Origin of the sequence: Aeromonas sp. S5(2024) (genome assembly GCF_041403025.1) — a bacterium.
GTDB lineage: Bacteria > Pseudomonadota > Gammaproteobacteria > Enterobacterales > Aeromonadaceae > Aeromonas > Aeromonas hydrophila.
On the sequence record NZ_JBGLRI010000009.1, the window covers coordinates 185,702 to 204,662 of the forward strand.

18 protein-coding genes are annotated in these 18,961 nt (G+C 60.5%); 7 read left to right on the forward strand and 11 right to left on the reverse strand.

Annotation, left to right across the window (positions count from 1 at the left end; all coding sequences use genetic code 11):
* Position 1 precedes the first annotated feature (1 nt).
* On the reverse strand, positions 2-901 hold the full coding sequence (locus tag ACB032_RS17345; protein ID WP_371138416.1) for a LysR family transcriptional regulator: 900 nt from the start codon (positions 899-901) through the stop codon (positions 2-4).
* A 98-nt stretch (positions 902-999) separates the two neighbouring features.
* Here ACB032_RS17345 and ACB032_RS17350 point away from each other — a divergent pair, with 98 nt between their 5' ends.
* The gene (locus ACB032_RS17350; RefSeq protein ID WP_371138417.1) at positions 1,000-1,602 is read left to right on the forward strand and encodes a short chain dehydrogenase; all 603 of its coding nucleotides are present in this window, start codon (positions 1,000-1,002) and stop codon (positions 1,600-1,602) included.
* 131 nt (positions 1,603-1,733) lie between these two features.
* Here ACB032_RS17350 and ACB032_RS17355 read toward each other — a convergent pair whose 3' ends face one another.
* From ACB032_RS17355 to dapA, 3 genes are all read right to left on the reverse strand, one after another.
* A complete protein-coding gene (locus ACB032_RS17355) occupies positions 1,734-2,837 on the reverse strand; it encodes a phosphoribosylaminoimidazolesuccinocarboxamide synthase (protein WP_024944314.1) in 1,104 nt (367 codons plus the stop codon).
* A 65-nt stretch (positions 2,838-2,902) separates the two neighbouring features.
* Entirely contained in the window at positions 2,903-4,027 is a 1,125-nt protein-coding gene (gene bamC / locus ACB032_RS17360; RefSeq protein WP_011704837.1) for an outer membrane protein assembly factor BamC, read from the reverse strand.
* Positions 4,020-4,907 (reverse strand): 4-hydroxy-tetrahydrodipicolinate synthase, encoded by an 888-nt coding sequence (dapA, locus tag ACB032_RS17365; protein WP_371138418.1) that lies wholly within the window; start codon positions 4,905-4,907, stop codon positions 4,020-4,022. Before dapA ends, bamC begins: the two co-directional genes overlap by 8 nt.
* 283 nt (positions 4,908-5,190) lie before the next feature.
* On the opposite strand from dapA, the gene ACB032_RS17370 reads away from it, so the two are divergent.
* The 3 genes from ACB032_RS17370 (at position 5,191) to ACB032_RS17380 (ending at position 7,120) form a co-directional block, all read left to right on the forward strand.
* The gene (locus tag ACB032_RS17370) at positions 5,191-5,724 is read left to right on the forward strand and encodes a glycine cleavage system protein R (RefSeq protein ID WP_371138426.1); all 534 of its coding nucleotides are present in this window, start codon (positions 5,191-5,193) and stop codon (positions 5,722-5,724) included.
* Positions 5,725-5,745: 21 nt separating this feature from the next.
* Positions 5,746-6,210 carry a thioredoxin-dependent thiol peroxidase gene (gene bcp / locus ACB032_RS17375; RefSeq protein ID WP_045790563.1) on the forward strand — a complete coding sequence of 155 codons (465 nt, stop codon included), beginning with the start codon at positions 5,746-5,748 and terminating at the stop codon, positions 6,208-6,210.
* A gap of 409 nt (positions 6,211-6,619) precedes the next feature.
* Positions 6,620-7,120 carry a YfbU family protein gene (locus tag ACB032_RS17380; RefSeq protein WP_011704833.1) on the forward strand — a complete coding sequence of 167 codons (501 nt, stop codon included), beginning with the start codon at positions 6,620-6,622 and terminating at the stop codon, positions 7,118-7,120.
* Positions 7,121-7,175: 55 nt separating this feature from the next.
* Here the strand turns inward: ACB032_RS17380 and yfbV are convergent, their stop codons facing one another.
* The gene (gene yfbV, locus ACB032_RS17385) at positions 7,176-7,616 is read right to left on the reverse strand and encodes a terminus macrodomain insulation protein YfbV (protein ID WP_011704832.1); all 441 of its coding nucleotides are present in this window, start codon (positions 7,614-7,616) and stop codon (positions 7,176-7,178) included.
* Positions 7,617-7,918: 302 nt separating this feature from the next.
* Between yfbV and ACB032_RS17390 the strand changes: the two genes are divergently transcribed.
* Positions 7,919-9,121, forward strand: coding sequence for an acetate kinase (locus ACB032_RS17390; RefSeq protein ID WP_011704831.1), 1,203 nt, complete (start codon positions 7,919-7,921; stop codon positions 9,119-9,121).
* A 51-nt stretch (positions 9,122-9,172) separates the two neighbouring features.
* Complete coding sequence (gene pta, locus ACB032_RS17395) at positions 9,173-11,344, forward strand: phosphate acetyltransferase (RefSeq protein ID WP_017410280.1); 2,172 nt, start codon at positions 9,173-9,175, stop codon at positions 11,342-11,344.
* Between the two features lie 393 nt (positions 11,345-11,737).
* Here pta and ilvN read toward each other — a convergent pair whose 3' ends face one another.
* The 6 genes from ilvN to ACB032_RS17425 all read right to left on the reverse strand — a co-directional run bounded on the left by ilvN (position 11,738) and on the right by ACB032_RS17425 (position 16,979).
* Complete coding sequence (gene ilvN, locus ACB032_RS17400) at positions 11,738-12,232, reverse strand: acetolactate synthase small subunit (RefSeq protein ID WP_011704829.1); 495 nt, start codon at positions 12,230-12,232, stop codon at positions 11,738-11,740.
* Positions 12,233-12,323: 91 nt separating this feature from the next.
* Positions 12,324-14,042 (reverse strand): acetolactate synthase 3 large subunit, encoded by a 1,719-nt coding sequence (locus tag ACB032_RS17405; RefSeq protein ID WP_011704827.1) that lies wholly within the window; start codon positions 14,040-14,042, stop codon positions 12,324-12,326.
* A gap of 389 nt (positions 14,043-14,431) precedes the next feature.
* Positions 14,432-14,584 carry a hypothetical protein gene (locus ACB032_RS17410; protein WP_011704826.1) on the reverse strand — a complete coding sequence of 51 codons (153 nt, stop codon included), beginning with the start codon at positions 14,582-14,584 and terminating at the stop codon, positions 14,432-14,434.
* Between the two features lie 36 nt (positions 14,585-14,620).
* Positions 14,621-15,730: an MJ1255/VC2487 family glycosyltransferase gene (locus ACB032_RS17415; protein ID WP_371138419.1), complete on the reverse strand. Its 1,110-nt coding sequence runs from the start codon at positions 15,728-15,730 to the stop codon at positions 14,621-14,623.
* Positions 15,730-16,230 (reverse strand): phosphatase PAP2 family protein, encoded by a 501-nt coding sequence (locus ACB032_RS17420; RefSeq protein ID WP_044799268.1) that lies wholly within the window; start codon positions 16,228-16,230, stop codon positions 15,730-15,732. Before ACB032_RS17420 ends, ACB032_RS17415 begins: the two co-directional genes overlap by 1 nt.
* Positions 16,231-16,355: 125 nt before the next feature.
* The gene (locus tag ACB032_RS17425) at positions 16,356-16,979 is read right to left on the reverse strand and encodes a TetR/AcrR family transcriptional regulator (protein ID WP_011704823.1); all 624 of its coding nucleotides are present in this window, start codon (positions 16,977-16,979) and stop codon (positions 16,356-16,358) included.
* A 407-nt stretch (positions 16,980-17,386) separates the two neighbouring features.
* On the opposite strand from ACB032_RS17425, the gene leuA reads away from it, so the two are divergent.
* Positions 17,387-18,961 carry a 2-isopropylmalate synthase gene (gene leuA, locus ACB032_RS17430; protein ID WP_371138420.1) on the forward strand — a complete coding sequence of 525 codons (1,575 nt, stop codon included), beginning with the start codon at positions 17,387-17,389 and terminating at the stop codon, positions 18,959-18,961.

Sequence of the window (18,961 nt, forward strand, 5' to 3'; positions counted from 1 at the left end):
CTCAGAGCAGGTAGTGGGGTCGCTCGGCAAACCACTGGGCCAACACCTGCTTGAACAGCCGGATCTTGCGCGGCACCCGCCGCTGCTGGGCGTGCAGGACGTGCAGCGGGTGCAACCCGGTCTGCCACTCCGCCAGCACCGTGACCAGCTCTCCCTGCGCCAGCCAGGGTTCCACCAGCATCAGCGGACACTTGGCGTACCCCATGCCGGCCCGAGCCAGCTGCAGCACGGTACTGTAGTGGTTGGCCCGCACCTTGCCCTGCACCAGGATGTGCGCCTCCTCCTCTCCCTTGCGAAAGTGCCACTGCTCCCAGGCCGGGTTGTGGCCCTGCAGCAGACAGGGCCGTCCGCCCAGCTCATAAGGGGTAACGGGGATCCCCTCCCGCGCCAGCAGAGCCGGGCTTGCCACCACCACATCCTTGAGCCTGCCGAGCGGCAGCGCCACCAGGTTGACGGGAATGCTGCTCATGGCGCGCAGGGCGATGTCGTGTTCCCCCTGGCTCATGTCGATCATGGCGTTGGTGAAGTTCAGTTCGACCTGAACGCCGGGGCAGAGCTCGGCAAACCGGGCCAGCAGATCGTTCACCATGCGATCGCCGGTACTGACCGGGCAGGTGAAGCGCAGCCGGCCGCCATCCTCCTCGGTCAGCGCCTGGATATCCTGCTCCGCCTGGCGCGCCAGCGCGAAGATCTCGCCGGCCTGCTGATAGAGGGTCCGGCCCGCCTCGGTGAGGCTGAGTCGGCGAGTGGTACGCTGCAGCAGCTGGGCATTGAGGGTCGATTCCAGCGCGCTGACGTGACGGCTCAGCATCCCCTTGCTCACCCCCAGGCTGTCGGCCGCGGCCGAGAAACTGCCCTTTTGCACCACCTCGTAAAAACTGGCTAGGTGGGAGATATCCATTCATTAGCTCCAATATGGAAACAATGCGTTTATTTTACGCGCTTTTTCTCTCTTTTCATCGCGCTAGAATCAACACATCCCAACCAGGAGTGAAACAGATGAAGATTGTGATTGTGGGTGCCTCCGGCACCGTCGGCTCCGCCGTCAGCGAGTTGCTTGCCAAAGACCACCAGGTGATCCGGGTCGGTCACCGCCAGGGGGACGCCACGGTCGACATGCGCGATCCCGCCTCCATCAAGGCGCTGTTCGCCAAGCTGGGCCAGTTCGATGCGCTGGTGGTGGCAAGCGGCAGCGTGGCCTTCAACGCCCTCACCGAGATGACCGACGAGCAGTGGCAGGTGGGACTGGAGAGCAAGCTGATGGGCCAGATCAACCTGACCCGGGCCGCCATCCCCCACCTGAACGACAAAGGCTCCATCACCCTGATCAGCGGCATCCTGAGCGAGGAACCCATCAACTGGGGGGCGAGCGCGACCACCATCAACGGCGCCATCGATCACTTCGTCAAGGCGGCGGCCTGCGAGCTGCCACGGGGTCTGCGCATCAACGTGGTGAGCCCGACCGTGCTGACGGAGTCGATGGATAAATACGCCAGCTTCTTCCCGGGCTTCCTCCCAGTGCCCGCCGCCAGGGTGGCGCAGGCCTACCAGAAGTCGGTACTGGGGGTGCAGACCGGCCAGGTATTCAGGGTCAACGGCTGATCGCCGCCCAGCCGGCACGGCAACAAAAACGGGCCCCGTGATGGGGCCCGTTCCATTGCTGCCAGCATGCCGACTTGCAGTTGGCTGGTGGCAAACGTTTGTTTTTGCGGCAACAAAAAAGGCGGTGTGCCTCAGTCGATCAGCCCGTACTGCGCGCGCAGCACTTCGATGATCTCCTGCTTCGGATTGGCGCTGCGTACCAGCGGCTGACCGATGATCTTCTCGGCAATCCCCACATAGGTGTTGGAGATGTCCATCATCACCTCGGTCGGCAACTTGTTGTCGCGGGCCAGGGCGAAGCGCTCGGGCATGCGGTGCTTGTTGAGCAGGATGTCCGGATCCGGGAAGTGATTGAGCAGCCACTGGCGGAAGCCCTCTTTCGACTTCTCGACAATCTGACCATCGCGCAGAGCGGCGCCGTCCCAGATGCGGGAGCTGTCGGGGGTGCCCACTTCATCCATGTAGATCAGCTTCTCGTTGCCGGCAGCGTCATTGACGTAGCCAAACTCGAACTTGGTGTCGACGAAGATCTGATCCAGCTCGGCCAGCGCGTCACTGATGACGTTGAAGCCTTCCTTGAGCAGCACTTCGTAGCGGTCGATGTCGGCCGGCTTGCTGAAGTTGAAGCCCCGATAGTGGCGTTCGATGTCGGCACGGGAGACGTTGACGTCGTCGGCTTCCGGCACGCCATCCAGCCCGGTCAGCACGCCCTTGGTGGAGGGGGTGATGAGGATCTCGGGCAGCTTCTGATCCTTCTTCAGTCCTTCCGGCAGGGTGATGCCGCAGAACTCGCGCTCGCCATCCTTGTAGGCACGCCACATGGAGCCGGTGATGTACTGGCGGGCAATCGCCTCAATCATCACGGGGCGGGCTTTTTGCACGATCCAGACAAAGGGATGGGGGATGTCCAGGATATGGCTGTCGGCCAGCCCCTTCTCCTTGAACAGCTTGAACCAGTGGCTGGAGATGGCGTTGAGCGCAGCCCCTTTGCCCGGCACGCCGTTGAGCCCGTCCACGCCCTGCCAGATGCAGTCGAAGGCCGAGATCCGGTCGCTTATCACCATGATGGCGAGCGGCGCATCTGCCGGCACGTCGTAACCCTTCTCGCGGATGAGGCGGGCACTGTCTGCGGCGGTCAGCCAGTAGACACTGCGCACCTTGCCGGAATGGACGGGTTTATCGGTACGGATCGGCAAATCGTCGTTCACCGCCAATACTTGATCTGCAAGACTCATGGTAAGTAACACTTCCTGTTTGTGGGGGGTTTACATAACAAAACAGGGGCACAAGGCCCCTGTTTCTATTCTGTTTTTGCAGCTTGGTCAGCCAGACCCTTGGCGAATGCCTCGGACAGACTGATGTACATCTGGGAGATGACACCGGACGACACGGGCTTCTTGTCCTTGTCGAACAGAGTGATGGAGGTCTTGCCCCCCGCCATCTCGCCAAGCTGGAAGCGATACTTGTCTTCGTCCAGCTTGAACGGCTCGCTGCCCTTGGCCTTCCAGAATTCGCTGCCCGGCTCGTCGTACTCCACGTCGATCCAGCCCAGCGACTGCTGGGTATCCTTGATGGTGAAACCGTAGGCCGGCAGCACCTGATTGAGACGACGCCACACCTGATCAAACGAACCATCGACGATCCAGGCGCTCAGCTCGTTGTTGTCCAGACCCAGTTCCAGCCCCATGCCGTCGTTGGCCTTGTGCTGTTCGCGGGACTTGAGCTGCTTGTCGTAGTAGAGCGAGAACTGGTTGAGGGCCCGGGTCGCGTAGCGCTGGGCATCCGCCGGGGTCAGCTCCTTGCTGGTCTCGCCATCGACGGTCTCTTCATGATCCAGTACCCGTACCGACATGTTGACGGCGTGGCGCTGAGGATCGTTGCGCAGGGTGAACTGGTAGCGCTGGCGAATGACGAAGTCATCATCCTCTTCACTCCAGCCGTCGAGCGCCTTGGTGTTGTCAAACCAGCCGGTCTGCAGCACGCCGGCCTGCTGGTCCAGCTTCTCGGTGGTGACCTTGTACTGGGCGAGGAAGTTCATCAGGAAGGCCCAGGTATCGCGCTCCACACTCTGGGAGGTGCTGAGGGCGTAGAAGGCCATGGTGGGTTCGCCAGCATTGGCCACCACCTGGCTGCCCGGTACCACGGTCAGCAGCTGGGCGGGTGGACGCACGTCAACCTTGGCACCCAGCGCACCGTCACGGCTGCTTTCGGGCAGGGCCGGAATGTCGAAACTGCTGTTAAAGGCGGGGGTATTCAACCCGGCCGGCACCAGAAACGCACGGCCTTCAAGGCGGGCATCCTCGTACTCGAAACCACGGTTGGCCATCTTGCGTTCCTGGGGTGAGCTACAGGCTGCCAGCACGGCAACGGTCGCCACACTCAGCACCAGGCGCACTGCATTTCCCTTTCCATTTGCTTTAAACACTCGCCATCAACTCCGCAGTCATCAGTGCTCGCGCCATCGCCTGTTCGCCCTCGGGGGTGAGGTCGGTGAGCGGCAGACGCAAGGTGGCCGTCGCAATCAATCCCAGCTGGGCACAGGCCCATTTCACCGGGATAGGACTCGGTTCGCAGAACAGAGTCTGATGCAACGGCATCAATCGATTGTTGATGTCGTGCGCTCGTCCGGCATCACCGGCCAGCGCAGCACGACACATGTCGGCCATCTGGGCCGCTGCAATATTGGTGGTGACCGAAATGACTCCGTCCCCGCCTTGCAGCATGAAATCACATCCACTGGCATCATCGCCACTATAAAGCGCGAATTGTGCGCCGCACAGCTCGCGCAGCAGCGGCGTACGGCTCAGATCCCCGGTCGCCTCTTTCAGGCCTATGATGCCGGGCACCTTGGCCAGTCGGGCTACCGTCTCCGGTTTGAGATCGCAACCGGTACGACCGGGCACATTATAAAGAATTTGGGGCAGACCACTAGCCTCGGCGATCGCACAATAGTGACGATAGAGGCCTTCCTGGGTGGGTTTGTTGTAATAGGGGGTAACCGAGAGACCCGCTACCACGCCGGTTTCGGCGAAGCGCTTGGCCAGGTCGATGGCATGGGCGGTATTGTTGGAGCCGCAGCCGGCAATGACCGGAATGCGTCCGGCGGCCAGCGCCACGGTTTTCTCCACGACGGCGATGTGCTCCTGCTCGCTCAGGGTCACCGACTCCCCCGTGGTCCCGACCGCCACGATGGCGCTGGTCCCGGCGCTGACATGATAGTCGACCAGAGTGGCCAGACTGGCCCAATCGACTTCGCCTGAAGCCAGCATGGGGGTAACGAGGGCAACAATACTACCGCGCAACATGGATATTTCTCCCGATTTTCAGGGGCGTTATGGTAAAGCTGCCCCCTTGGAAAAACAAGGGAGGCCAGGGGCAAGCCGTGTTACCATCCGGCAAAAACCGCACTGCGCGAGCCGCGGTGGAACACGCCGGACTTTGGTCGTGACACCCCGATACCGTGCTCGTTGCAACGAGATTCTCAACAAGGTTGCCATGCAGGATCGCTGGCAGTGGCCCATGGCCAGCCCCTTCGGGCTATGCCACTGCATCCACATTCGCAACCCGCTAATGGACGAGAGAAGATTTATGACTCATTACCTGGTCGTAACGGCCATCGGCACGGACAGGCCTGGCATCGTCAATGAGGTCACCCGCCACGTCAGTGGGTGTGGCTGCAACATCGTCGACAGCCGTCTTGGCATCTTCGGCAATGAATTCACCTTCATCATGCTGCTGTCCGGTGACTGGAACAGCCTGATGCAACTCGAGATAAGCCTGCCCCTGCGCAGCCAGGAGTGGGACCTCATCACCATGATGAAGCGCACCGAACGCCACCAGTCGCTGCAATACGACATCAGCGCCAACGCCGAGATCCTGATCCGGGACCAGCCGGGCATCGTAAGCCAGTGCACCCAGTTCTTCAGCGATCACGGCTGGGACATCCAGGCCATGCAGACCATCACCCTGGAACAGCAGCCGTTCAACCTGCTCAAGGCCAGCTTTCAGCTCAATCTGGCCAAGCAAGGTGAGGCGGCCGGCTCGCAGACGGCCTTCGCCGGATTCTGTCGTGCACTGGGCGCAGAATCGTTCGAATTCATCGTCAATCACAAACACGCCTGACGGCTCATCCAAGGAGATCCCATGCAACCTTTATCCGCTGGCAGCCTGGCCCCCGATTTTTCCCTGTCCGACCAGGACGGCAACCTGGTACGCCTTGCCGACCTGCGCGGCAAGAAAGTGCTCGTCTACTTCTATCCCAAGGCGATGACCCCGGGCTGCACCACCCAGGCTTGCGGCCTGCGCGACGTCAACGCCGAACTGGCCGCCCTCAATGTGGTGGTGCTCGGCATCAGCCCGGATCCGGCCAAACGGCTGAAAAAATTCGAGGAGCGCGACAACCTGAACTTCCGCCTGCTGGCCGATGAAGATCATGCGGTGGCCGATGCGTTTGGCGTCTGGGGCCCGAAGAAGTTCATGGGCAAGGAGTATGACGGTATCCACCGGCTGAGCTTCCTCATCGACGAAGAGGGCAAGATTAGCCATCGCTTCGACAAGTTCAAGACCAGCGATCACCATCAGGTGGTGCTCGACCTGCTCAAGGGCTGAACCCCAGATACCGGTACTGCCTACATGGAAAGGACCTGCAAGTGCAGGCCCTTTTTTTATTCGCATGTCGTTGCCTGCCTCGCGTTGCGGGTGGCACGATGCCCGGTCCTTCGGCTCGCCTGCCAGGCAAGTGACTGGCGGCGACGTTCTCGTTTGTCATGAAGGCGCCGGCTTGCATCCACGATGGGATGCCTTGGTGACGGGTCTTTCGGCACAGGCCAAATGACGCCCTTATTGTTGCGCCAGTGGGCCAGAAAGCAAGCCGCCAGCCGTTACATTTAATTAACCAGCCGGGGCCGACGTTGATTTCCCGCCCCGCTATCTCGCCAACCTCCCCTGCCAGATCAAAAAATTCATCTTATATATGGGTTAACGTGGCCCCAGTTTCATTTTCCAGTGAGAAAAGCCCATGAACATGAGCCACACCGAACGTCTGATCCTGAGCAACCAGTACGAGATTCTGGCCAAACTCAATCCGGAGAAGGCGGCGTTTTACCAACGGGCCAGCACCATCATCGAGCGCGGCTACTGCCTGCAAATCCTCGAACTGGAGAAGAGCTTCGGCCATCTGGATCTGGCTACCTGCCAGGAGGTGATCGACACCCTGGAACTGCACCACGCGCTGGCCATCTCCTGGGGCAACCTGGAAGCGGCCGATCAGGGCGAAATCAATGCCAGCCGACTGGAGTTCAACGGCTACAGCCGCAGCCAGGAGCGGGAGCTGGCCGACTACGTCTGCTTCCTGCTGGAGGTGGACAAGCGCTTCCCCGAGCTCAAATGCCCGTGCGACGAGCTCTCCAGCGACATCGCCATGCGCGACAAGTACCAGCGCATGCTGACGGTCTGGCGCCAGTGCCCCCGTCAGTACAAGCTCTCCATCCAGGAGATCCGCAAGGTCCTGGCAGCCTGATAGACATGAAAAAGGCGCCGCGAGGCGCCTTGGTCCGAGTCATGGGCCACAGGCCTCACTCGTAGAGGAAGGATTTGTCCAGCTGCTTGAAGGCGGCGTTGAGGGTATCGGCCAGCTCTTCATATCTGGGCTGGGCCACCAGTTGGCGACGACCGCCTTGCTCGTTCATCTTGCCGTTGATCTCGCGATACCAGCTGGCAAGGGAGGGCGGCAGCCGGGTATCGGCGCGCTGACCGAGCCAGTAGTAGCCCTGCAGCGGCAGGCTGAGCAGAAACAGCACCGAGGTCATGACGGAAGGCCAGTAGTGCAGCTCGCCGAACTGGAACTGCAGCATGACGCTGAGCACCGCCAGCGCCGGAATGACCTTGAGGGCGAACTCGGTGGCCTTGATCACCCGATTCTCCGGGAACATGGAATTAAGCTCGGGACGGCGGGGCCAAAGGGTCATATAATGACGGCCTTGCTGTAACTTAGTTCCAAAAATGTTCATGCTCATGCTACCTCCGAGCTCTTTTTGAACGTATTAACGGCAAAACCACGACAATATTTGATGTGCAATAACAAAGGTTGAGGATGACTTTGTTATTTTTCAACAATCGGGTTATCCTTTGTACGCCCAATTTTTGCGCCAACGGCCTGCCGTTGCGCTGTCAGGGACGTCTGGATTTCGGGTCTTGTATCACTATACAAGGGGCAAGCAACAGATTGCCAACCCTCATAAGGATAAGTTGAAAGTTTTTGGGCACGGCTCGTCCAACGCATCCTCCTACACAACCCAATCTGCGATAGGATTTATTCATGAGTAAGCTGGTTCTTGTTCTTAACTGTGGCAGCTCGTCCCTGAAGTTTGCTGTCATTGACGCAACCACCGGTGATGACCTGCTGTCCGGCCTGGCCGAGTGCTTCAACCTCGACGACGCCCGCATCAAGTGGAAACTGAACGGTGAGAAAGGCAGTGCCGATCTGGGCGCCGGTGCCGCTCACCAGGAAGCGCTGGACTACATCGTCAACAAGATCCTGCCGCTCAACCCGGAGCTGTCCAAGAACCTGATCGCCATCGGCCATCGTGTGGTACACGGCGGTGAGCGCTTCACCTCCTCCGTGCGCATCTGCGACGACGTCATCGCCGGCATCGAAGCCGCCGTACCGTACGCGCCGCTGCACAACCCGGCTCACCTGATCGGTATCCGTGAAGCCCGTCGCGTGTTCCCGGCGCTGGCCGAGAAGAACGTTGCCGTGTTCGACACCGCCTTCCACCAGAGCATGCCGGAAGAAGCCTTCCTGTACGCCCTGCCGTACAAGCTCTACAAAGAGAACGGCATCCGTCGCTACGGCGCCCACGGCACCAGCCACTACTACATCAGCCTGGAAGCCGCCAAGCAGCTGAACAAGCCGGTGGAAGAGCTGAATATCATCAACTGCCACCTTGGCAACGGCGGTTCCGTCTGCGCCATCAAGAACGGCAAATCCGTCGATACCTCCATGGGCCTGACCCCGCTGGAAGGCCTGGTGATGGGTACCCGTTCCGGTGACATCGATCCGGCCATCATCTTCTTCCTGCACGACAAACTGGGCATGAGCGTGGCCGACATCAACACCATGCTGACCAAAGAGTCCGGCCTGCAGGGTCTGACCGAAGTGACTTCCGACTGCCGTTTCGTTGAAGACAACTACGACAGCAAAGAAGAAGCCAAGCGTGCCATGGACGTTTACTGCTATCGCCTGGCCAAGTACATCGGCGCCTACGCCGCCGCCATGGACGGTCGTCTGGACGCCGTGGTCTTCACCGGTGGTATCGGTGAAAACTCCGCCCCGATCCGTGAAATCACCCTGAACAAGCTGGGTCTGCTGGGCTTCGACGTCGATCACGACGCCAACCTGAAGGCTCGTTTCGGCAAGGGTGGCGAGATCACCAAGGCTGGTTCCACCAAAGCCCTGGTTATCCCGACCAACGAAGAGTGGGTTATTGCCCACGACGCGCTGGAACTGGTTGGCGCATAATTTCGCTGTAGAGCAAGGCCGCCCAAGGGCGGCCTTTTCCTGATCCCAAAAATGAACAAGGGGTATAAAGTGGCACGCACTATTATGCTTATCCCGGTCGGCACTGGTGTCGGCGTAACTTCCGTGAGCCTTGGCGTTGTTCGCGCCATGGAGCGTCACGGTGTCAATGTCAGCTTCTTCAAACCGGTCGCTCAGCCGCGTCCGGGTGAAACCGGTACCGAGCGCTCCACCGCCGTGATCCGCGCCGCTGCCAACATCAACCCGCCCGAGCCGTTCGCCCTCTCCTACGCCGAGAACATGATCACCTCCAGCAACACCGACATCCTGCTGGAAGAGATCGTGGCCCGTTTCGAAGAGCACGTGAAGGCCAGCGGTGCCGAAGTGCTGGTCATCGAAGGCATGGTGCCGACCGACAAGCAGCCGTTTGCCAACAAGCTGAACTACGACGTCGCCAAGGCGCTGGATGCAGACATGGTGTTCGTGACCCATCCGGGCAACGACTCCAGCCAGAAGCTGAAAGAGCGCATCGAGCTGGCCTGCTCCAACTTCGGTGGCGTCAACAACCCCCGTATCGTTGGCTGCGTCATCAACAAGGTGGGTGCACCGGTTGACGAGCATGGCGTGACCCGCCCCGACCTGACCGAGATGTTCGAGGCCCACCACCACACTTCCGACGCCGCCCATAACCTGGAAGTGCTGCAGGTATTCGGCAAGAGCCCGCTGCGCATCCTCGGCTGCATCCCCTGGAATACCCAGCTGATCGCCCCGCGCGCCAAGGATCTCGCCAAGCATCTGGCCGCCAAGATCCTGCACAAGGGTGAGCTGGACAGCCGTCGCCTGCAGACCGTGACCTTCTGCGCCCGCTCCATCCACAACATGATCGAGCACTTCCGTCCGGGCAGCCTGCTGGTCACTTCCGGCGACCGCTCCGACGTCATCGTCTCCGCCTGCCTGTCCGCCATGAACGGCGTCAAGCTGGGTGCCCTGCTGCTGACCGGCAACTACCACCCGGAACCGCAGGTGATGGCGCTGTGCCAACAGGCCATGGCCACCGGCCTGCCGATCATGATCACCGGCACCAACACCTGGCAGACTGCGGTCAGCCTGCAGAACTTCAACGTCGACATTCCGGAAGACGACCGCGAGCGGATCGAGCTGGTGCAGGACTATGTAGCCGGCCACATCGACAAGCACTGGATCGAGTCTCTCTCCGCCAAGTCCACCCGCTCCCGTCGCCTGAGCCCGCCGGCTTTCCGCTACCAGCTGACCGAACTGGCCCGTCAGGCCAACAAGCGTGTCGTGCTGCCGGAAGGGGAAGAGCCGCGGACCATCAAGGCCGCCGCCATCTGTGCCGAGCGCGGCATCGCCCGTCCGGTGCTGCTGGGCAACCCGGAAGAGATCCGTCGCGTTGCCGAACAGCAGGGCGTGGTACTGACCGACCGCGTCGAGATCATCGATCCGGTTGCCGTGCGCGAGCGCTATGTGGCCCGTCTGGTCGAGCTGCGCAAGAACAAGGGCATGACCGAAGTGGTTGCCCGCGAACAGCTGGAAGACAACGTGGTACTGGGTACCATGATGCTGGAGCGCAATGAAGTTGACGGCCTGGTATCCGGCGCGGTGCACACCACTGCCAACACCATCCGTCCGCCGATGCAGATCATCAAGACCGCTCCGGGCTCTTCCCTGATCTCCTCCATCTTCTTCATGCTGCTGCCGGACCAGGTACTGGTCTACGGTGACTGCGCGATCAACCCGGATCCCACTGCCGAGCAGCTGGCCGAGATCGCCATCCAGTCCGCCGACTCCGCTGCCGCCTTCGGCATCGAGCCACGCGTCGCCATGATCTCCTACTCCACCGGCACCTCCGGCGCCGGCGCCGATGTAGAGAAAGTGCGTGAAGCCACCGAGCTGGCCAAGGCCAAGCGCCCCGACCTCATCATCGATGGCCCGCTGCAGTACGATGCGGCCATCATGGAGAACGTGGCCAAGTCCAAGGCACCGAACTCTCCGGTTGCAGGTAAAGCCACCGTGTTCGTGTTCCCGGACCTGAACACCGGCAACACCACCTACAAGGCGGTACAGCGCTCCGCGGATCTGGTTTCCATCGGCCCGATGCTGCAAGGCATGCGCAAGCCGGTCAACGACCTGTCCCGTGGCGCCCTGGTGGACGACATCGTCTACACCATCGCCCTGACCGGTATCCAGGCAGCCCAGGCCGAGTAATCGACCTCAGCCATGAGACCTCAAAAACCCGCCAATTGGCGGGTTTTTTTATGGCTGACAGGCAGATGTTGATCCGCGAGATCAAATCAGGATCCAGTTCGGATCCCGCATTCTCGTTCAGAGGCCAGCCCGGCAAGGGCGGCGGGATAAGCAAACGCTCACACCCGCCAGAGTCGATTGCACAATTGCGCCCCAGCCGAGATCAGATCCAAATACTTCTTTAAGATCAGCACACTAACGTCAGACCCACCGCTAATCTACAGACTTTTCCACAGCTTTTGTGGATAGTTTACCGATCATTTGAAAGAAAATGACAGACTCGGCCACGCCTTGCGCCCATGAAAAAGGGGCTCGGAAGAGCCCCTTTGGACAACAAACCCGCCAGCCACCTACTCAGGGGCGCAGCGCCTTGTCGGCACGGGAGATACCGCAGACACCGGAGCGCACCACTTCGATGATCTCGTTGGTCTGGGCGGCCGTCTTGATGAAGGCGTCCAGCTTGTCGCTGGTACCCACCAGCTGCACCGTGTAGAGCTCGGGGGTGACGTCGACGATCTGACCGCGGAAGATATCCGCCAGCCGTTTCAGCTCGTCACGACCACCACCGGCGGCGCGCGCCTTGACCAGCGCTATCTCCCGCTCGATGTGCTCACCCTCGCTCAAGTCGCATACCTTGAGCACGTCCACCAGCTTGTGCAACTGCTTCTGGATCTGCTCCAGCACCCGCTCGTCACCCATGGTGACGATGGTCATGCGCGACAGGGTGGGATCCTCGGTGGGCGCCACCGTCAGGGTCTCGATGTTGTAGCCACGCTGGGAGAAGAGGCCAACCACCCGGCTCAGGGCGCCGGATTCGTTCTCCAGCAGAACGGAAATTATATGTCTCATGATGTTTCCCCCGCCTTGCTCAGCCACATCTCGTCCTTGATGGAACCAAACTTGAGTTCCTTGAGCACGACCGAAATAATATGTTCCATCGTCAGGTTCTCTCCGTCTTGCTCAGCCACATCTCGTCCATGGCGCCGAACTTTATCTGCATCGGATAAACGTGCTCATCCGGGTCAACCGAGATGTCCATGAACACCAGCCGATCCTTCATGGCGAAGGCCTTCTCCATGGCGCTCTCCAGCTCGGCCGGATCGCTCACCGCGATGCCGACGTGGCCATAGGCTTCCGCCAGCTTGACGAAGTCCGGCAGCGACTCCATGTAGGAGTGGCTGTGGCGACCACCGTAGAACATCTTCTGCCACTGCTTGACCATGCCCAGCGCCCGGTTGTTGATGGAGATGATCTTGATGGGCACCCCGTACTGCATGCAGGTAGAGAGCTCCTGAATGTTCATCTGCACCGAACCGTCGCCGGTGACGCAGCAGACCACCGCATCCGGGTTGGCAAACTGGGCGCCCATGGCGGCCGGAATACCGAACCCCATGGTGCCGAGGCCGCCGGAGTTGATCCACTGGCGCGGCTTGGCAAACGGGTAGTAGAGGGCGGCAAACATCTGATGCTGGCCCACGTCGGAGGCCACGAACGCCTCCCCCTTGGTCACCTTGTAGAGGGTCTCGATCACCTGCTGCGGCTTGATCAGGGTGGGGTGGGTCTCATAGGCCAGGCAGTTGCGCGAGCGCCACTGGCCGATCTGGCTCCACCAGTCCGCCAGTACCTGCTTGTCGTTGTCGAAACCACACTCGCGGATCACCTCCAGCATCTGCTCCAGCACGGTTTCCACCGAGCCGACGATGGGCACATGGGCCTGCACCGTCTTGGAGATGGAGGTGGGATCGATGTCGATGTGAACTATGGTGGCGTTGGGACAGAACTTGGCCACGTTGTTGGTGACGCGGTCATCGAAGCGGGCCCCCACGGCGAAGATCAGATCCGCGTTATGCATGGTCTTGTTCGCTTCGAAGGTGCCGTGCATGCCCAGCATGCCGATGAATTGCGGATGGGTGCCAGAGAAGGCCCCCAACCCCATCAGGGTAGTGGTCACCGGCAGGTTCAACAGCTCCGCCAGCTTGGTCACCAAGTGATCCGCATTGGCATTGATGGCACCGCCGCCGACGTACATCACCGGGCGCTCGGCCTCCACCAGCAGCTTGGCGGCCCGCTTGATCTGCCCCTTGTGGCCCGACTTGGTCGGATTGTAGGAGCGCAGGGAAACCGTCTCGGGATACTGATAGGGAAACTTCTCTTTCGGGTTCTGCACGTCTTTGGGCAGATCCACCACCACCGGCCCCGGGCGGCCGCTGGCAGCAATGTAGTAGGCCTTCTTGATGGCGTCGGGAATGTCGCTGGCCTTCTTGCACAGGAAGCTGTGCTTCACCACCGGACGGGAGATGCCGATCATGTCGGTCTCCTGGAATGCATCCTCCCCGATCATGCTGGTCGGCACCTGGCCGGACAGGATCACCAGGGGGATGGAGTCCATGTAGGCGGTCGCGATCCCCGTAATGCAGTTGGTGGCGCCGGGACCCGAGGTCACCAGCACAGTACCCACCTTGCCGGTGGAGCGGGCGTAACCGTCCGCCATGTGCACCGCGGCCTGTTCGTGCCGCACCAGGACATGCTCCATCTTGCCGTTTTCAAAGAGAGCGTCATAGATGTCGAGCACTGAGCCACCAGGGTAGCCGAAAACATGCTCAACTCCCTGATCTTCCAGCGCTCTAACCACCATCTGGGCGCCTGATAACATCTCCATGATAAAGCCCTCCAGGCTTTGCTCCGTTAAGCGAAAGCTATCGGCAGTCCGCTGCTTCCCGGCACCGCCAGTCCGTGCATTGTTGTTGTCTGAATACGGACCCGGCGAGTTCGGCGCTGTCGATAGTAGAAAAATAGGTTTTTTCCATCATTCACCCGAAAAGCGGGTGAAAAACCAACTTAACCCGCTTGTGAACGCTTGTCCACGGCTTTGTCTGACCAGAACAGTCATAAATTTCAAACAGCTATTAACATTCAGTGACTTGAGAAAAAGGGCGGGGACAATACGAGGAAGTTGGGGGAATGACCAGCGGATCATGCTGCCACTGCCGCCCTGAATGGAAAAAAATAAGCCCACCGCCTGGGTGGGCCCGCAAGCCTGGCAGGGGATCAATGATCCTCTTCCGGCTCCGCCAGCCAGATCTGCTGATCCGGATCCGTCTCCTCGCAGACCGAGATACTGACCCCCATGTCCAGCAGTTCGTGCAGGGTGAGATTGTCCGCCAGATTCATGGTGTCGCCGTTTTCATTGGTAAAGCGCATGGTGTCCGTCCTCTCCTTGGTGGGATCCCTCTCAGTCTAGTCAAAGGCGCTCACTTGCGATAACCAACTGCTGTTTAGCGGACTGCCCCCCTCCAGTTCGCTCAGCCGATCGCACACCTCTTCCGGGAACAAGGTGCGAGCCCACAGCCGGCGGGAGAGCGCTGGCACGCTCTCCTGCGCTCCGTCCGCCAGCCAGCCCGCCAGCTCACTGGCCACATCGGGGTAGATAATCTGGCCAGGGGCGGCAGCATCCAGCCAGGCCCGCACCGCGTTGGCATCGAGTGCATCCATCAGACGGGCCAGCCCCATCAGCTCCAGGGTCTTGCTGTTGGTCAGCTGCTCGAACTGGCCCCCCAGCGGCTTGACCAGCAGTTTCTTGCCAAGGGATAGCGCCTCCGAGGCGAGCTCGAAGCCACCGTTGGTGATGACCCCGCGACAGCCGGCCAGCATCTGCTTGAACCCCTCCCTGGCCTGCGGTTCGAACGCTATGTTGCGCCACTGGTTGGCGTTGCGAATGGCTGGATGAAAGCAGACGAAGCGCTGCTGGTTGAAGCGCGACAGCAGGGCTGCGATCGCCTCGGTCTGCTCAAACGGCAGATAAACCAGGATCTGCTGATTGTCGTGGGCAGGCGGGATGGCGTCTATGATGGGCGGCAGCAAGGGTTGACCGAAGTGAAACCAGTGCAACCCGAGCGCCTGGCGCACCGGTGCGAAATGGCGCATCAGCTGACGGTTGAAGCCGCTCTCCCCCCAGCGCGGAATGGGCCAGTCGAAGCTCGCCTGGTGGCTGATGGTAAGACTCGGCTTGCCCCAGCGGCGGGCGGCGTGGGCACTGATCGGCTCGAAATCGCTGATGACGAGGTCGTAGTCGCGACAGTCGAGCGCCCGCATGTCGCGCCAGAAGCGCAGCGGCGAGAGCCCCTTGAGGGTTCGCCAACCCGAGATGGCCCCCTCATGGCTGACGAAGGTGATGCCGGGAAAGGCACGATAATCGCCGAATTCGGCCATCTCGAAATAGCCGTCGGCGGGGCGACCGCTGAACAGGTAGTCCACTTCCAGGCCACGGGCTCTCAGCGCCCGCGCCAGGGTACGGCTGCGGCTGATGTGACCGTTGCCGGTGCCCTGTACCCCGAACAGGATCCTCATCATTGGCCCCAGCCGAGCGCCAGCAGGGCGCAGCCGCCGCCGAGCAGGGCGCCGGCCACCAGATCGCTCAGATAGTGCACCCCGAGCAGCAGACGGGACGCCCCCACCAACGCGGCCCAGACAAACAGCAAGGGGGCCCAGAGCGGGAAGCTGGCGGCCAGCACGGTTGCCATCAGGAAGGCGGCGGCGGTGTGACCGGAGGGCAGGCTGTAGCGATCGGAAGGGGTGATGAAGACCGGCAACCCCGCCGGACGCTGGCGCTTGAGCAGGTTTTTCAGCAGCAGGTAGAGCGGCAGCTCGAAGGCGAAGGCGAGCAGCGCCAGCTTCACCAGCTCGCGTTCGGCCTCCCCCTGCCACCAGAGCAGGGCCGCCAGCACGGCGTAAAGGGGGCCATCACCGGTACGGGAAATGAGACGACTCACCCTCGCCTGCTGCCGGTTGTAGGCGTGCAGCAGGCAGATACGACACACCTGCAGGTCCCATTGCTGGATCTTGTTCATAACCCCTCCTTCCCTGAAGTCTTGGAGCAGACTAGGGCGACGGGGTGACACTTGGTTGAACGTGGGATAACAGATTTATGAAAAAAGGGCCGAATGGCCCTTTTTGCTGTCCAGGTGGCAAATGATCAGTTCAGAGTGCCGCGCAAACCGTTTTCCATCAGACGGCAGTTGTGATCCGCCAGGCGGGCCATGAAATGTTCATCCACGGTCAGGCCGAATACCTGCTCGTAGAGATCCTTCATCACGAACGGCTGCCACATCATGCTGAGGAAGGAGATCTTCAGCATCTCGGGATCCAGGTTGTCACCCAGTTCGCCGTTGTTCTTCATGGACTCCAGCAAGGCATCGAACTGGGGCAGCTGGCGTTCCAGCAGACGGTTCAGCACAAAATCCCGACCTGGGCTTTTCTCGGTCGATAATGCGCTGGAGATGGCGGAGGTCAGTTCGCTGTTTGGCGCCATCACCTGATAGTAGGTGTTGAGCAGGTCGTTGAGGCTGCGGTTGCCGGCCTCATCGTGCCAGGCTTGATCCAGCGGCTCGGCCACATCGCCCAGCACCGCCTTGTAGAGACCCTCTTTGCTGCCGAAGTAGTAGTGGATCATCGCCAGATTGGAGCCAGCCAGCTCGGCGATCTCACGGGTCGTCACCTTGCTGTAGGGGGTGTTGAGAAAACGCTCACGGGCGGCAGAGAGCAACTTGTCACGAATGTCAGAACGTCCGACCGGACGACCAGGTCTACGTTTTTCCATTTAATACCTCGGATAATTCAGCAAAAACTGACAAGTCGATCTGATTGCACAGATGATCGAGTACAGCAGGAATGACCAGATAATCGTGCAAGGGCCGAATATGGGACAAGTAAATTTGCACTCCTTTACAATCCGATTAAATAAACCAGCGAAATGAACCGGGTCTGCGCGGTTGACACAGCATAAAAATCTCGATATTGGTAAAAGCGTTATCGACTGGAAGGATTGATTCATCATGCGTATTGCCGCTCCGCTACTACTAATCTCCCTAATCGCGACCAGTCGCGCGGGATCCTTGTAGCCGGGCTCAGGCATAGCCGGAATTTACAAAAACCCGTGCACCCTGCACGGGTTTTTTTATGCCAACGCAGGATGCACGTCACCGAACTTAGGAAGAGGGAAGTCACATGTCAGATCGGGTCATCATATTCGACACCACCCTGCGCGATGGTGAGCAGGCTCTGGCGGCCAGCTTGACGGTCAAGGAGAAGCTGCAGATCGCCCAGGCGCTGGAGCGGCTCGGTGTTGACGTCATGGAGGTGGGGTTCCCGGTCTCCTCCCCCGGCGACTTTCAATCGGTGCAGACCATCGCCCGCCATATCAAACAGAGCCGGGTCTGTGCCCTCGCCCGAGCCCTGCCCAAGGACATCGACGCCGCCGGCGAAGCCCTGCGGGTCGCCGAAGCCTTTCGCATCCACACCTTCATCTCCACCTCCTCCATCCACGTCGAGAGCAAGCTGAAGAAGAGCTTCGAAGACGTGCTGGAGATGGGGGTCAACGCCATCAAGCATGCCCGCCGCTACACCGACGACGTGGAGTTCTCCTGCGAGGACGCGGGCCGCACCCCGATAGACAACCTGTGCCGCATGGTGGAAGCCGCCATCAAGGCCGGCGCTCGCACCATCAATATTCCGGATACCGTCGGCTACACGGTACCGACCGAGTTCTCCGGCATCATCCAGACCCTGTTCAACCGGGTACCCAACATCGATCAGGCCATCATCTCGGTGCACTGCCACGACGATCTGGGCCTCTCGGTGGCCAACTCCATCGGCGCCGTGCAGATGGGGGCCCGCCAGATCGAGTGCACCATCAACGGCATCGGCGAGCGGGCCGGCAACTGCTCGCTGGAAGAGGTGGCGATGATCCTGAAGACCCGCGCCGACCTGCTCGGGGTGCACACCAACATCCGCCACAGCGAAATTCATCGCACCAGCGCCCTGGTCAGCCAGCTCTGCAACATGCCGGTGCAGCCCAACAAGGCCATCGTCGGGACCAACGCCTTCTCCCACAGCTCCGGCATCCATCAGGACGGTGTGCTCAAGGCGAAAAACACTTACGAAATCATCACCCCGGAGAGCATCGGCCTCACCCAGAACAACCTCAACATGACTTCCCGCTCCGGCCGCCACGTCATCAAGCACCGGATGGAGTCCATGGGCTACGCCGAGAGCAGTTACGACCTCGACGATCTCTACGGCAAGTTCCTCACCCTGGCCGACAAGAAGGGGCAGGTGTTCGATTACGATCTGGAGGCGCTCGCCTTCTTCAGCCAGATCCACGAAGAGCCGGAGCACTTCAAGCTGGAGTACCTCGGCGTGCAGAGCGGCAGCTCGGTGATGGCCACCGCCTCGGTGAAATTGAAGGTGGGCCAGGAGATCGTCAGCGAAGCCGCCACCGGCAACGGCCCGGTGGACGCGGTCTACCAGTGCATCAACCGCATCACCGGCTACGAAATCAGCATCGACAAGTACGAACTCAAGGGCAAGGGGGAAGGCAAGAACGCCCTCGGCCAGGTTGACATAGTCGCACAGTACAAGGGCCGCAAATTCCATGGCATGGGCCTGGCCACCGACATCATAGAGTCTTCCGCCCAGGCGTTGATCCACGTGATCAACAGCATCTGGCGCGCCGATCAGGTGGCCGAACAGATGGAACGCAACGTCGCAAAAACAGACAAGATCAATACGGAGAGCGTGTGA